The organism is Pseudomonas sp. MN1F (genome assembly GCF_009391885.1).
Classification (GTDB): domain Bacteria; phylum Pseudomonadota; class Gammaproteobacteria; order Pseudomonadales; family Pseudomonadaceae; genus Aquipseudomonas.
Map to the genome: position 1 here is coordinate 1 of NZ_VZII01000025.1, position 12,660 is coordinate 12,660.

Here is a 12,660-nt window from a genome sequence, read left to right on the forward strand (position 1 = left end):
GCGCGGGCGGCGCTCGATTTCCGCCTCACCTCAAACTCAAGGCATGCATCCCCGGCCACTCCGAACTCAAGCCATACACCCGCCCACCCCCACATAACGTTAAACTGTCATCTCCCCAGCAATGGACAGGAGATCCGGCGTGACCCCACCCCGCAGTTTCCCGACTGACCTCTGCCTCGACAGCCCGCGCCTGCAGTTGCGCCCGATGCGCCACGCCGACGCTGCGCAGTGGCTGAAGATCATGGCCGACCCCGAGGTCATGCGTTACTGGCACCATGCCCCCTGGCAAGACCTGGCCGAAGCCGAAAGCGCCCTGGCCGCCGACCGCGAAGCCTACACCAATGGCGACCAGCTCAAGCTCGGCATGTACCGCCGAGACAACGGCGAACTGATCGGCATGGTCCAGCTGTTCAACATCGACGAAGTCTCACGCCGCGGCGAGATTGGTTACTGCCTGGCCAGCGCCGTGCAGGGCAGGGGCTACATGGACGAAGCACTGACCTGCTTCATCGACTACATCGCCCACACCCTGCACATGCGCCGTCTGGAAGGCGAGATCGACCCGCGTAACCAGGGCTCGGCCCGTACCCTCGAACGCCAGGGCTTCGTCCTCGAAGGCACGTTGCGGGCGCGCTGGTGCGTGGCGGGCGAGCTGACCGACTCAGGTATCTACGGCCTGCTGCTGGAGCCGCCAGTCGCATGACCCTGGCCGCCCGTTTACCGGCCTTCTACCTGACCCTGAGCCTTGCCCTATACCTGCTCAGCCTGGCCTTCGACGGTGCCCTGATGAGCGCCGGCCGGCACATGCCAGCGCTGCAGATGTTCCTGTACGGCCCCTGGGGCATCCCCTTCGGCATGTTCCAGTGGTTCGCCAACCCGCTGCTGGCGGTCGCCATCCTTTGCCATCGACGCTTTCGCCGGCTGGCGTTGCTGCTCGGGCTGGGGGCGTTGTACTTGGCTTTCAGCTGCTTTGGCATCGAACGCCTGCCAGACAACATCAGCTATGAATTCACCAACCGCACCGGTTTCGGCGCAGGTTTCTACCTGTGGCTGGCGGCGATCACGGTATTTTGTCTGGGCCAGACCTGGCAGTGCTGGGTTGCACGCAGCAGCGACGATGTGCCGGGCTGGAACTGGCTGGATGTCGCCCTGATTGCGGCGCTGGCCGTGGCCGCTTATGCGGCGACCCAGATGCCAGCGCTGCAATTCGAGCCGGGAAAGGTGTTGATGCCGCCTGAGCCAGTACAAACGCTATGAAGGGATTTGCGATGAACCCGCGATATCTGATGCTCCTGGCCTTTTTGGCGCCGCTGGCGCAGGCCGACGACAACTCCCCGGCCTACAACCAATGCATGGACAAAGCCTCCAGCACGCAGGCCATGAGCAGTTGCATCCAGGCCGAGACCCAACTCCAGGACCAGCGCCTGAACCGGGTCTACAAGCAACTGATGGCCAAGCTCGACTCCGCGCCGCAACAGAGCCTGCGCGATGTGCAGCGGCAGTGGATCGGCTATCGCGACGCCAATTGCAAGTTCCACGTGCAAGCCACTGGCGGCACCCTGGCGCAGCTGGAAGGCGGCATGTGCATGCTGGACATGAACCGCGAGCGGGCGGCGGAGCTGGAGCGGGTGCTCAGCCCCGGGCAGTGACCTTGCCTGAGGCTAGCGCCCAAAGGAGGGGCGCGCCGCGATCAACGTTGGGCGCGGGCCTTGAGATACTCGCGCACCGCCACGGCATCCCCGGCAAACTCGATCCGCTCGGCCTTGGCTTCACGCTGGTAGGCGTACATCGGGTCGTAGTATTCCTTGAGCAGCCCTTCGATCCAGCCCCGGTGCAGGTCAACCGCGCCACTGCGCAGTTGCTCGTCCAACGCCTCGTTCAACATGGCTGACAAGCGCTGGAAGCGCTCCCCGCCAAGACGCTTGTGGATGTTGCTCATGCTTTGCGTCATCCGCGCGGCAAACTTCTGGCGGCCGTCTTCCTCGCCATGCACGTCGACGAACTCGGCGCACAGGTTGATCACGTAATCACGCAGGATGCGCTCGACGCGATTGTCGAAACTGTCTTCCAGCCACACCATCGGGTACTGCTGCATGCCCTGGTACAGCTCCAGCGGCACCGAGCAACTGCCGACGATGCGGCCTTCATCCTCCAGTACGAACTGTTCGATGCCACGGGCACGCTTCTTCAGCACGTCGACGGCGAGCTTGTTCTCGAAGTCGATCTGCGCCGGCTGGGCGGTGGCGCGCTTGCCGAAGCTGGAGCCACGATGGTTGGCATGGCCTTCGAGGTCGAGCACGTTGTTCAGCTGGTGCAGCACATCGGTCTTGCCGGTGCCGGTAAGGCCGCCGACCAGCACGAAATCGCATTGCTCGACGGCCTGCTGGGTGGTTTCCAGCAGGAAAGTACGCATGGCCTTGTAGCCGCCCTTGATGCGCGGGTAGTCGACGCCGGCCTCGTCACGCAGCCACTGCTGCACGATCAGCGAGCGCAGGCCGCCGCGGGCGCAGTACAGGTAACCATCCGGGTGGGCCTTGGCAAAGCTGGCCCAGGCATGCAGGCGCTCGCGCTTGGTCGCGCCGCTGACCAGCTGGTGGCCGAGGGTGATGGCGGCGGCCTGGCCCTGCTGCTTGTAGCAGGTGCCGACCTTCTGCCGCTCATGGTCAGTCATCAGCGGCAGGTTGACGGTGCCGGGGAAGGCACCCTTGGCGAATTCGACCGGCGCGCGCATGTCCATCATCGGCGCGTCGTCGAGGAACAGTTGGCGCAAGTCGGTGCAGTCGGGGCGCATCAGTTCACCTCGACCGCGTGGCTCTGTCGCTCGACCAGTTGGCCGATCGGCGCCAGGCTCAGGCCCAGTTCGCCTGCCACTGCCAGGAATTCGGCTTCGCCTTCAGGGGCCACGGCAACCAGCAGGCCGCCGCTGGTCTGCGGGTCGCACAGCAGGTGCTTCTGCTCGTCGGTCAAGGCGCCGAGCTTGTGCCCGTAGCTGTCGTAGTTGCGCAGTGTGCCGCCAGGGATGCAGCCTTCGGCCAGGTAGTGGTCGACGCTGGGCAGGCGCGGGACCGCAGCATAGTCCAGCTTGGCAGTCAGGCCACTGCCTTCGGCCAGCTCCACCAGGTGGCCGAGCAGGCCGAAGCCGGTGACGTCGGTCATCGCCTTGACCCCGCCGAGCTTGCCGAAGCGGCTGCCCGGGGTGTTCAGCGTGCACATCCAGTCGCGCGCCAGGCCCTGGTCCTGCTCGCGCAGCTTGGCCTTTTTCTCGGCGGTGGTGAGGATGCCGATGCCCAGTGGCTTGGTCAGGTACAGGCGGCAGCCAGCGGTGGCGGTGTCGTTACGCTTGAGGTGGCGCTTGCTGACCACGCCGGTGACCGCCAGGCCGAAGATCGGCTCCGGCGCGTCGATGGAGTGGCCGCCGGCCAGCGGGATGCCGGCTTCGGCGCACACGGCGCGGCCGCCGCGGATCACTTCGCGGGCCACTTCCGGTGGCAGCACGTTGACCGGCCAGCCGAGGATGGCGATGGCCATCAGCGGGTCACCGCCCATGGCATAGATGTCGCTGATGGCATTGGTTGCGGCAATACGCCCGAAGTCGTACGGGTCGTCGACGATCGGCATGAAGAAGTCGGTGGTCGATACCACCCCGCGCTCGTCGTCCAGGGCATACACGGCGGCGTCGTCACGCGAGGCATTGCCGACCCACAACTTCGGGTCCAGGGCCTGGGCGCCGCTTTCGGCGAGGATCACATCCAGCACCTTGGGGGAGATCTTGCAGCCACAGCCAGCACCGTGGCTGTACTGGGTCAGGCGAATCGGCTCGCTCATATGCACCTCAGGGGATCAATTTGTTGCGCGATTGTAGCAAAGCTGGCCTTTGCGCCTGCGCCTCTTATAATTCCCACGGTCGGCGCGTTGCCGGCACTTTCCCCGCTATTGAACCGGAGAACTCCCATGCTCAAACGCCCCCTGGCGCTCGCCGCCGGCCTCGTGCTGTCCTGCTGTGCCGTAGTCGCCCAGGCTGCCGATACCCTGCGGGTCAGTGCCATTCCCGACGAAGCGCCGACCGAACTGCTGCGCAAGTTCGAGCCACTGGGCAAGTACCTGTCCAAGCAGTTGGGCATGGAGGTGAAGTTCGTACCGGTGGCCGACTACCCGGCGGTGGTCGAGTCGCTGGCCAGCAACCGCCTGGACATGGCCTGGCTGGGGGGATTCACCTTCGTCCAGGTGCACCTGAAAGACCCGACTGCCACACCGCTGGTGCAGCGTGAGCAGGACGCCCAGTTCACCTCCAAGTTCATCACCGCCAACCCGGCCGTGAAGAGCCTGGCCGACCTCAAGGGCAAGTCGTTCGCCTTCGGTTCGATCTCGTCTACCTCAGGCAGCCTGATGCCGCGCTACTTCATGCTCAAGGAAGACAACATCAAGCCTGAGAGCTACTTCAGCCGTGTGGCCTATTCCGGTGCCCACGACGCGACCGTAGCCTGGGTGCAGGCTGGCAAGGTCGATGGCGGCGTGCTCAACGCCAGTGTCTGGCAAAAGCTGGTCGATGCCGGCAAGGTCGATACCAGCAAGGTCAAGGTGTTCGCCACCACGCCGGCCTACTACGACTATAACTGGACCGTGCGCGGCAACATGGACCCGGCGCTGAAAGAGAAGATCAAGAAGGCCTTCCTCGACCTTGACCCGGCCAACCCGGAGCACAAGGCGATCCTCGACCTGCAGGCGGCCAGCCGCTTCATCGAGACCAAGCCGGAGAACTATGCGGGCACCGAGCAAGCCGCACGTGAGGCCGGCCTGCTCAAGTGACTATTCATGTACACGGCGCCGGCCTGCGCCATGGCCAGGTCCGCGCGCTCGATTCGATCAGCCTGAGCATCGCCAAGGGTGAGCGGGTGGCGATCATCGGCCCTTCGGGGGCCGGCAAGTCCAGCCTGCTGCACCTGATGGCCACCGCCGTGCAGCCCAGCAGCGGGCACCTGGAACTGTTCGGTGAGCAGCCTTGGGCGCTGTCAGCGGCGGCGCGTCAGCGTCTGCGTGCACGGATTGGCCTGGTGCACCAGGCGCCGCCTTTGCCACCCCGCCAGCGCGTGGTCACAGCCGTACTGGCGGGGCGCCTGGGGCAGTGGGGCCTGCTGCGTGGCCTGCTCAACCTGGTGTATCCGACCGATGTGCCGGGGGCGCGTCAGGCCTTGGCCGAGCTGGGCCTGGCCGACAAGCTGTTCGTCCAGTGCGGGCAGTTGTCCGGCGGCCAGTTGCAGCGGGTCGGCATTGCCCGGGCGCTGTATCAACGGCCGGAAGTGCTGTTGACCGACGAGCCGGTGTCGGCAATGGACCCAGTGCTGGCCGATCACAGTTTGGCTTTGCTCAATCGCCATGCCGTGGCCAACGGTGTGACCCTGGTGGCCAGCCTGCATGCGGTGGACCTGGCGCTGGCGCACTTTCCACGAGTGATCGGTATTCGTGAAGGGCAGGTGGCGTTCGACTGCCCGGCCGAGGCGGTGACCGAGCAATTGCTGGATGCGCTGTACGCCAATGAGCAACTGGGCTCGCCTGCGCAAGCCCAGGGGCCGACCCTGACTGTGCAGATTCCACGATGCTGAAGGCCGATGCCCGCGACCCGGCCACGTTGCCGCGTTTGTTGCTGACCTTGCTGGCGTTGGCCGTGCTGTGGCCTGGGCTGCAATTGAGTGAACTGAACCCTGGCGTTTTGCTGCAGGCGGAGAACCGGCAGCAGATTGCCAGTTTCACCAGCGCTTTCTGGCCGCCAGCGCACAGTGCCGAATTCCTCAAGTTGCTGTACGACGCCACCTTGCAGACCTTGGCCGTGGCGACTGCTGGCATGGCCCTGGCGCTGTTGCTGGCAGTCCCGACCAGCCTGCTGGCCAGCCGTGCGCTGTCACTGCGCGCCGCTTCCCGTGGTGGCCGGGCCGGGCCGTGGTCGCGCTTGTTGCGCCTGCCCGTGCGTGGCGTGCTGATTTTCCTGCGCAGCGTGCCGGAGATCGTCTGGGCGCTGCTGTTCGTGCGGGCCGTGGGCCTGGGGCCGACCGCCGGGGTACTGGCCATTGCCATCACCTACAGCGGCATGCTCGGCAAAGTCTATGCGGAAATCTTCGAATCGGTCGACCAGCGCCCGGCGCATGCCTTGTTGCAGGCTGGCAGCGGCCGGTTGACGGCATTCTTCTACGGCATCCTGCCCAGTGCTTCGGCGGAGGTGGTGTCCTACACCGTCTACCGCTGGGAATGCGCCGTGCGCGCCTCGGTGGTGATGGGCTTTGTCGGTGCTGGCGGGCTGGGGCAGCAGATCGACCTGTCGATGCGCATGTTCGCCGGGGGCGAGGTGGCGAGCATGCTGCTGGCGTTCTTTGGCCTGGTGCTGCTGGCTGATCTGCTTAGCCGCTTGCTGCGGGGGAGGCTGGCATGAACCGGGTGATCAACCTGCTGGTGATCGTTGCCATCGTCGCGGCTGTGGTGGCGTCGTTCGGTTATCTGGAGCTGGACCTGCATGCGTTGGTGGGTAATGGCGGGCTGGGGCAGATGGGCGAGTATGCCGGCCGTTTCCTGCATCCGGACTTGTCCGTCGAGCACTTGCAGGCTGTTGGGCGGGGGGCCATGGAGACCTTGGCGATGTCCGGGCTGGGCACCTTGCTGGCGATGCTCCTCGGCATGCTGTTGGCCTTGCCCGCAGCGGGGCGCTTCGGTTGGCCGCTGCAATCGCTGGCGCGGCTGTTGCTCAATGCCCTGCGGGCCATTCCGGAGTTGGTGTGGGCTGCCTTGACGGTACTGGCGGCGGGCCTGGGGCCCAATGCCGGTACTTTGGCTTTGGCGCTGCACACGTCTGGGGTGCTCGGGCGATTGTTCGCCGAGGCGCTGGAGAATGCGCCGGCAGAGCCTGCCGCGGCCATTCGCCTGCAGGGCGGTGGGCAGGTGGCAGCGTTCTGTTTCGGGACTTTGCCGAATCTGTGGCCGCAGTTGCTCGCTTACAGCCTGTACCGCTGGGAGAACAACATTCGCATGGCCAGTGTGCTGGGCTTTGTCGGGGCAGGGGGGCTGGGGCAGATGCTCTATACCACCCTGAGTCTGTTCCAGGAGGCCCAGGCCAGTACGGTGATCATGGCGATGCTGGTATTGGTGTTGCTGGTGGATGCCTTCAGTGATGTGCTGCGCCAGCGGTATGTCCGGGCCTGACAGATAGCCGGGGCTGCAAAGCAGCCCCTTTACGGCACCAGCTCTCCACACTGCGCTTCCCGCTGCATCGATTCCAGATTCCGTTCAATGGTCTCGCAGATGCTATCCATCTGAATCTGATGCTCACTGAAGCGAAACGGGCTCTGCAGATCAGTCCCGATCCGTTCGATCGCCAGCAGCATGAACCCGACCACCGTCGATGCCAGCGGCGTGAACCAGCCCAGCGATTCCACCAGCCCCACCGGCACGATCAGGCAGAACAGGGTGATGAACAGCCGTGGAAAATACACGTAAGGGTAGGGCAGCGGCGTATTGGCAATACGCTCCATACCGCCCTGGGCATTGGACAGGTCGACCAGCGTCGACTCCAGCCGCGCCAGGCGAATGCTGTCCAGCCGCCCGGCCTGGTATTCCCGTGCCAGCAACGCTGCCGAGCCACTGAGGATATCGTTGGCAAAGTTGTTCGAGCGGTTGCGCCGCTCGAACTCGCCCGGCGGGATGAACGCCATCAGCTCGTCCGGGCAGGCCTCGCCCTTCAGGTGCGCCGCCAGGCAGTTCACATAGGCGATGTGCCGACGCAGCAAGGTCGCCTTGACCGGGTTAAGTCCCTCTTCGGTGTCATCGATGAGCGTCAGCGTCTGCCGGGCGAAGCTACGCGAACCGTTCACCAGCGCCCCCCACAAGGTCCGCGCTTCCCACCAGCGGTTGTAGGCGCTGCTGTTGCGAAAGCTCACCAGCACCACCAGCGCCGAACCCAGCAAGGTCAGCGGGATCAGCGGCAGGGTGAACTTGCTGTTGAAGAACAGCATGAAGTCGATGGTGACCAGCACATCCCAGAGCAGCAGCCAGAACAGCGACCAGCCGATGTAGCCGAAGGTCTTGACGATCAGGCGGTATTTGCGGGCGATGACGTCTTTCACATGAGCTGCCTCGAAAAGCCGGGGATGCAGGATGGGACGTCGAGGGGCGGGTATGGTTCGGTGCTGTTTGTCCTGGCGGTGTTACTGGACGTGTTGTTTAAAAAGCGCGAAGCGGACTACACAGCTTTCGGAGGCCGCTGACTAGGGTGTCGAAAAAAGAACTGGCATTGTCGGTGCCTCTTTATTTCGCGCATTTATGCGGGGGCTCTGATGAAGCCGAATCTGATTCCTTTCGACATGGCAAACCTCCTGGATTGCGAAGAGGCAATCGAGGAATACCTGATGCAGGTGATGAGCGATGGCAACTCTGCCGAACTTGCCCGGGCGCGGCTTCACGTCGACAGAGCGCGGGCGCGCAATTCCGTGATCAACGCAGTTGCTGTTTCATCTGTACCAACGCCACCCGCTTGCCATCCTGAGCCTGCCGCTCCTCAATGCCAAACGGTACGAAGCCAAGCTGTGGATAAAGCAGCAATCCCGCGGTGTTGTGGTTGAAGCACGACACCCAGACCTCCCGCGCCGCGAACTGCTCGCGGGCCAGTTCGATCATGCTCTGTACCAGGTAACGTGCCACGCCCTGGCCGCGAGCGGCGGGGGCGACCACCACGTTGCCGAGGGCGCAGATACCGCCGTGCTCGGCCTTGTAGAAGTTGGCAAAACCGAGCACCAGGCCGTCGCCTTCGACCACGCTCGAGCCGCTGCGCTGGGCGATGGCGTCGCTCAGTTGCGCGGGGGTGAGCGGGTAGGTGGCCTTGGGGAACATGTAGAACAGCTCGTCCGGGCCTTGCGGGAAGCAGCAGATGGCCGGGATGTCACTGGGTTGGACGGGGCGGTGGGCAAAGTGCATGGCAGGTCCTTTTGCGTGAATGTGCGGGCCAAATCATCAGGCCGACCGCAACCGTATCATGTTGGCCCACAACGGTGGATCAAGGCTTGCTGGCAACCACATAGCCCTTCACCGGAGCCGGTGCGCCGTTCGGTTTGCCCTTGTGCGCCAGGTACTGGAAGCGTCGCCATTCCTTGTCGATCTCGCTGTACGACATGAACACACTGACGCGTGCCTTGCCGGCCAGGTCCGGGCGGTTGCGGGCATCGATCCCGTCCTTGGCGATGAAGGCGACGTTCATCCCGACCACCTTGCCGTCAGCGGCGAACACCGGGCCACCGGACATGCCCTTGACCAGCGGGCCGTCATGCACCGAGTAGAAGACGCTGCCCGGTGTGCCTTCCAGGCGCACCAGCGAGTCGAGCGTATGGCCCTTGCCTTGCACCGGCATCATCAAGCTGTTGAAGCCGACCGCCGTCACCGACTCGCCCGGGACGAACTGGCGCCACTGCGGCACCTTGCTGGCCTTGTGCCTGAAGAACACCACATCACCCAGCCCCTCATGCACCACGTTGCGCAGGAACGGGGTGTGCTTGGCAGTGACGGCGTAGTCTTCATTCCACTGAATGGCGCTGGCCATCAGCAGCATCGGCAGGGGAGCACCGGAGGTGACGACAAAAGCCTGGTCGTAGACGGGGTCTGAAACGTATGCGGTTGGCATTCCATTGCACCCACTCAGCAGCATCATTGCTGCCAGACAGGGCGCGGTTTTGTTCATGGGTCACGCAGTCATCATGGGTAAGGGGGCGCAACTATGGCTAAGTGATATTACGGCATCAATACTTTCGGCATATAACCGACGAATGACAGCTTATGGCCAGCACTGCTGTGGCGGCCAATAGAATCCCTGGATACCTGGAAGGCGCGTGGACATTGGGGTGGCGTCAATAGCTCGGTGCTTTTGGCTTGTCACGACGAATGAGCTGGGTTGAGCTCGAATGAGCTGCATTGAGCTGCATTGAGCTGTATTGAGCTATATCCGGAGATGTCATGACGTTGCCAAACAAGATCCTGATCGCTTTGCAGGGCAATCAAGCACTCAGTTCTCGCGAGCTGGCCGAGCGCCTGGATGCGAGCTGGTCAACTGTCAAACGCCACCTGGAGGTATTGCTGTAGGCGGGCAAGGTTGAGCGTGAAAGAGAAGGGCGTACAACACGATATCGACTGAAGTTTGCTGCTCCTCTTGCCAGCGAAAGTGAGCAAGCACCGAATATCACCGCCGAATTGCCTTGGTCGTCGGAAAGCCGCGCACTTCGTGCATCGCTGCTTCGGCCATTGGCAGCGCGCGAAGTGGTGACGTATCAGCGTGATCTGGTGGACAGCTACCAACCGAATCAGACCACGTGGCTGCCCCAGCATCTGGCCGCCGCACTAGAGCTTGAGGGCAGAATGAGAGGGCAGCAGTCAGCGGGCACGTATGCGCGCAAGGTGCTGGAGCCTTTGCTGATAGATCTCTCGTGGTCTTCATCTCGCCTGGAAGGCAACCGCTACACACTGCTCGACACTGAAAGGCTTTTCGAAAGTGGTGTGACTGGCGGCGATCTGGATGCGGTCATGCTGCTCAACCACAAGGCTGCCATCGAGTTCATGGTCGATGCGGTGCCTGAGTACGGGCTCAATCCGGCGGTTATCAGCAACCTGCATGCTCTGTTGATGCAGGATCTGCTGGCAGATGGCGCTGCCTTGGGCAGTATTCGCCAGACCGTAGTGAACATCAGTGGTACCACCTGTTTCCCGACCCAGGTGCCCTCCCTGCTGGCGGAGATGTTCGAGCAGATCTTGGACAAGGCGAGGCGAATCAAGAACCCGATAGAAGCCGCGTTCTTCCTGTGGATAAATCTGGCCTACCTGCAACCGTTCGAGGATGGCAACAAACGCACAAGCCGGTTGGCAGCGAACATCCCGTTGATGCTCTATAACTGCTCGCCGTTGTCATTTCTGGATGTGAATCCAGAAGATTATGCGCTGGCAATGATGGGGGTCTACGAGCAGCGGAATATGTCCATGGCCGCAGATCTGTTTGTCTGGGTATATCGCCGTTCGATCAGCAAGTATGGCGTGATGCTCGAAGCCATGGGGGTGCCGGACCCTGTTCGCCTGCGTTATCGAGAGCTGTTGAACGAAGCAATCAATGCCGTCGTGCGCGAGGGCTTGACTGCGGATCAGGTGGTGGCTGGGCTGGAACTGTCTGAAGAAGAGAAAGTGCAGTTTGCGCCACTGCTACGCGGCGAACTGGATATTCTGGCGTTGCACAACTGCGCCCGTTACAGGTTGGGCATGAAGCAGGTGAAGGCATGGATTGATGCCGGTCGTCCCTGCTGAGGCCGAGCAAGCCGTGAGCTGCCACGTGGCCCTGTCAGGGGGAAACGCCAGGCACAAAAAAACCGACCATAAGGTCGGTTTTTTCTGGATCTTGGTGCCCCGAGGGAGACTCGAACTCCCACTCCTTTCGAAAACGGATTTTGAATCCGCCGCGTCTACCAATTCCGCCATCAGGGCTTGTGGCGCGCAGTATAGAGAGCTGCCCTTGGTCGGTCAATCGGCTTTCATGGTCAATTTTCACGCATTGGGCTAAACTTCCCGGCCCTGTCGAACCCGAACATCATCATGCGCGTCGCCGATTTTTCCTTCGAACTCCCCGATTCCCTGATCGCCCGCCACCCTCTGGCCGAGCGCCATGGCAGCCGTCTGCTGGTCCTCGATGGGCCGAGCGGGGCGTTGGCGCACAAGCAATTCCCCGATCTGCTCGACTATCTGCGGCCGGGCGACCTGATGGTGTTCAACAACACCCGGGTGATTCCGGCCCGGCTGTTTGGCCAGAAAGCCTCTGGCGGCAAGCTGGAAGTGCTGGTCGAGCGTGTGCTCGACAGCCACCGCGTGCTGGCCCATGTGCGGGCCAGCAAGGCGCCGAAAGAAGGTGCAATAATCCTCATCGATGGCGGTGGCGAGGCCGAAATGGTTGCCCGCCACGACACGCTGTTCGAGTTGCGCTTCACCGAAGAGGTGTTGCCACTGCTCGATCGCGTCGGTCACATGCCATTGCCGCCGTACATCGACCGCCCCGACGAAGGCGCCGACCGTGAGCGCTACCAGACCGTGTACGCCGAGCGCGCCGGTGCGGTGGCCGCGCCCACTGCCGGCCTGCACTTCGACGAAGCGCTGCTGGAGAAGATCGCCGCCAAGGGCGTCGAGCGCGCCTTCGTCACCCTGCATGTGGGGGCTGGCACCTTCCAGCCGGTGCGGGTCGACAAGATCGAAGATCACCATATGCACAAAGAGTGGCTCGAAGTGAGCCAGGACGTGGTCGACGCCATCGAGGCCTGCCGCGCCCGTGGCGGCCGGGTGATCGCGGTCGGTACCACCAGCGTGCGTTCGCTGGAGAGCGCAGCGCGCGACGGCGTGCTCAAGGCCTTCAGCGGCGACACCGACATCTTCATCTACCCGGGCCGGCCATTCCATGTGGTCGATTGCCTGGTCACCAACTTCCATCTGCCGGAGTCCACGCTGCTGATGCTGGTCTCGGCCTTCGCCGGTTACCCCGAGACCATGGCTGCCTACGCGGCGGCGGTCGACAACGGTTACCGCTTCTTCAGTTACGGTGATGCCATGTTCATTACCCGCAATCCGGCGCCACGCGGCCCAGAGGATCAAGCATGAGTCGCACCTGTC

The 12,660-nt window shown here is 63.2% G+C and carries 15 protein-coding genes, 1 tRNA gene and 1 pseudogene; 11 read left to right on the forward strand and 6 right to left on the reverse strand.

The features are described from left to right. Window positions 1-139: 139 nt before the first annotated feature. Genes F6X59_RS13715 through F6X59_RS13725 form a run of 3 tightly spaced genes read left to right on the forward strand, consistent with a single transcriptional unit; the run spans window position 140 to window position 1,649 of the window. Window positions 140-703 carry a GNAT family N-acetyltransferase gene (locus tag F6X59_RS13715; RefSeq protein WP_060511452.1) on the forward strand — a complete coding sequence of 188 codons (564 nt, stop codon included), beginning with the start codon at window positions 140-142 and terminating at the stop codon, window positions 701-703. Further along, window positions 700-1,257, forward strand: a complete 558-nt coding sequence (locus F6X59_RS13720; RefSeq protein WP_152956676.1) for a hypothetical protein — start codon at window positions 700-702, stop codon at window positions 1,255-1,257. Before F6X59_RS13715 ends, F6X59_RS13720 begins: the two co-directional genes overlap by 4 nt. A gap of 11 nt (window positions 1,258-1,268) precedes the next feature. Then, window positions 1,269-1,649 carry a lysozyme inhibitor LprI family protein gene (locus tag F6X59_RS13725; protein WP_152956677.1) on the forward strand — a complete coding sequence of 127 codons (381 nt, stop codon included), beginning with the start codon at window positions 1,269-1,271 and terminating at the stop codon, window positions 1,647-1,649. Window positions 1,650-1,690: 41 nt separating this feature from the next. Here the strand turns inward: F6X59_RS13725 and mnmH are convergent, their stop codons facing one another. Continuing rightward, a complete protein-coding gene (gene mnmH / locus F6X59_RS13730; protein ID WP_152956678.1) occupies window positions 1,691-2,791 on the reverse strand; it encodes a tRNA 2-selenouridine(34) synthase MnmH in 1,101 nt (366 codons plus the stop codon). Next, window positions 2,791-3,825 (reverse strand): selenide, water dikinase SelD, encoded by a 1,035-nt coding sequence (gene selD, locus F6X59_RS13735; RefSeq protein WP_152956679.1) that lies wholly within the window; start codon window positions 3,823-3,825, stop codon window positions 2,791-2,793. The genes mnmH and selD overlap by 1 nt, the downstream gene beginning before the upstream one ends. Before the next feature lie 126 nt (window positions 3,826-3,951). On the opposite strand from selD, the gene F6X59_RS13740 reads away from it, so the two are divergent. The 4 genes from F6X59_RS13740 to phnE are packed head-to-tail and all read left to right on the forward strand — an operon-like array spanning window position 3,952 to window position 7,185. Further along, on the forward strand, window positions 3,952-4,806 hold the full coding sequence (locus tag F6X59_RS13740; RefSeq protein ID WP_152956680.1) for a putative selenate ABC transporter substrate-binding protein: 855 nt from the start codon (window positions 3,952-3,954) through the stop codon (window positions 4,804-4,806). After that, on the forward strand, window positions 4,803-5,600 hold the full coding sequence (locus tag F6X59_RS13745) for an ATP-binding cassette domain-containing protein (protein WP_346653146.1): 798 nt from the start codon (window positions 4,803-4,805) through the stop codon (window positions 5,598-5,600). The genes F6X59_RS13740 and F6X59_RS13745 overlap by 4 nt, the downstream gene beginning before the upstream one ends. Next, window positions 5,594-6,421 carry an ABC transporter permease gene (locus tag F6X59_RS13750; protein WP_152956681.1) on the forward strand — a complete coding sequence of 276 codons (828 nt, stop codon included), beginning with the start codon at window positions 5,594-5,596 and terminating at the stop codon, window positions 6,419-6,421. Before F6X59_RS13745 ends, F6X59_RS13750 begins: the two co-directional genes overlap by 7 nt. Beyond that, window positions 6,418-7,185: a phosphonate ABC transporter, permease protein PhnE gene (phnE, locus tag F6X59_RS13755; protein WP_152956682.1), complete on the forward strand. Its 768-nt coding sequence runs from the start codon at window positions 6,418-6,420 to the stop codon at window positions 7,183-7,185. The genes F6X59_RS13750 and phnE overlap by 4 nt, the downstream gene beginning before the upstream one ends. Window positions 7,186-7,214: 29 nt before the next feature. Here the strand turns inward: phnE and F6X59_RS13760 are convergent, their stop codons facing one another. Further along, window positions 7,215-8,105 carry a bestrophin family ion channel gene (locus F6X59_RS13760; RefSeq protein WP_346653149.1) on the reverse strand — a complete coding sequence of 297 codons (891 nt, stop codon included), beginning with the start codon at window positions 8,103-8,105 and terminating at the stop codon, window positions 7,215-7,217. Between the two features lie 210 nt (window positions 8,106-8,315). Here F6X59_RS13760 and F6X59_RS28980 point away from each other — a divergent pair. After that, window positions 8,316-8,462, forward strand: a pseudogene (locus tag F6X59_RS28980) (transcriptional regulator); the annotation flags it as partial. A 10-nt stretch (window positions 8,463-8,472) separates the two neighbouring features. On the opposite strand, the gene F6X59_RS13765 reads toward F6X59_RS28980, so the two are convergent. Together F6X59_RS13765 and F6X59_RS13770 are read right to left on the reverse strand one after the other, a co-directional pair. Next, on the reverse strand, window positions 8,473-8,952 hold the full coding sequence (locus tag F6X59_RS13765) for a GNAT family N-acetyltransferase (RefSeq protein ID WP_152956684.1): 480 nt from the start codon (window positions 8,950-8,952) through the stop codon (window positions 8,473-8,475). Window positions 8,953-9,031: 79 nt separating this feature from the next. Continuing rightward, entirely contained in the window at window positions 9,032-9,676 is a 645-nt protein-coding gene (locus tag F6X59_RS13770) for a trypsin-like peptidase domain-containing protein (RefSeq protein ID WP_152956766.1), read from the reverse strand. Window positions 9,677-9,981: 305 nt separating this feature from the next. Between F6X59_RS13770 and F6X59_RS28405 the strand changes: the two genes are divergently transcribed. Together F6X59_RS28405 and F6X59_RS13775 are read left to right on the forward strand one after the other, a co-directional pair. Next, window positions 9,982-10,107, forward strand: coding sequence for a winged helix-turn-helix domain-containing protein (locus F6X59_RS28405; protein ID WP_178120084.1), 126 nt, complete (start codon window positions 9,982-9,984; stop codon window positions 10,105-10,107). A gap of 177 nt (window positions 10,108-10,284) precedes the next feature. Next, complete coding sequence (locus F6X59_RS13775; RefSeq protein WP_218572251.1) at window positions 10,285-11,313, forward strand: Fic family protein; 1,029 nt, start codon at window positions 10,285-10,287, stop codon at window positions 11,311-11,313. Between the two features lie 92 nt (window positions 11,314-11,405). Here F6X59_RS13775 and F6X59_RS13780 read toward each other — a convergent pair. Beyond that, a tRNA-Leu gene (locus F6X59_RS13780) sits at window positions 11,406-11,490 on the reverse strand. Window positions 11,491-11,598: 108 nt separating this feature from the next. On the opposite strand from F6X59_RS13780, the gene queA reads away from it, so the two are divergent. Beyond that, a complete protein-coding gene (gene queA, locus F6X59_RS13785; RefSeq protein WP_152956685.1) occupies window positions 11,599-12,648 on the forward strand; it encodes a tRNA preQ1(34) S-adenosylmethionine ribosyltransferase-isomerase QueA in 1,050 nt (349 codons plus the stop codon). The last annotated feature ends 12 nt before the right edge of the window (window positions 12,649-12,660 follow it).

Bases quoted from the DNA above. Each gene is read 5' to 3' on its own strand.
- F6X59_RS13720 (WP_152956676.1), top strand. From the start codon at position 700: ATGACCCTGGCCGCCCGTTTACCGGCCTTCTACCTGACCCTGAGCCTT.
- F6X59_RS13725 (WP_152956677.1), top strand. From the start codon at position 1,269: ATGAACCCGCGATATCTGATGCTCCTGGCCTTTTTGGCGCCGCTGGCG.
- mnmH (WP_152956678.1), bottom strand. From the start codon at position 2,791: ATGCGCCCCGACTGCACCGACTTGCGCCAACTGTTCCTCGACGACGCG.
- selD (WP_152956679.1), bottom strand. From the start codon at position 3,825: ATGAGCGAGCCGATTCGCCTGACCCAGTACAGCCACGGTGCTGGCTGT.
- F6X59_RS13740 (WP_152956680.1), top strand. From the start codon at position 3,952: ATGCTCAAACGCCCCCTGGCGCTCGCCGCCGGCCTCGTGCTGTCCTGC.
- F6X59_RS13750 (WP_152956681.1), top strand. From the start codon at position 5,594: ATGCTGAAGGCCGATGCCCGCGACCCGGCCACGTTGCCGCGTTTGTTG.
- phnE (WP_152956682.1), top strand. From the start codon at position 6,418: ATGAACCGGGTGATCAACCTGCTGGTGATCGTTGCCATCGTCGCGGCT.
- F6X59_RS13765 (WP_152956684.1), bottom strand. From the start codon at position 8,952: ATGCACTTTGCCCACCGCCCCGTCCAACCCAGTGACATCCCGGCCATC.
- F6X59_RS13770 (WP_152956766.1), bottom strand. From the start codon at position 9,676: ATGCTGCTGAGTGGGTGCAATGGAATGCCAACCGCATACGTTTCAGAC.
- F6X59_RS28405 (WP_178120084.1), top strand. From the start codon at position 9,982: ATGACGTTGCCAAACAAGATCCTGATCGCTTTGCAGGGCAATCAAGCA.
- queA (WP_152956685.1), top strand. From the start codon at position 11,599: ATGCGCGTCGCCGATTTTTCCTTCGAACTCCCCGATTCCCTGATCGCC.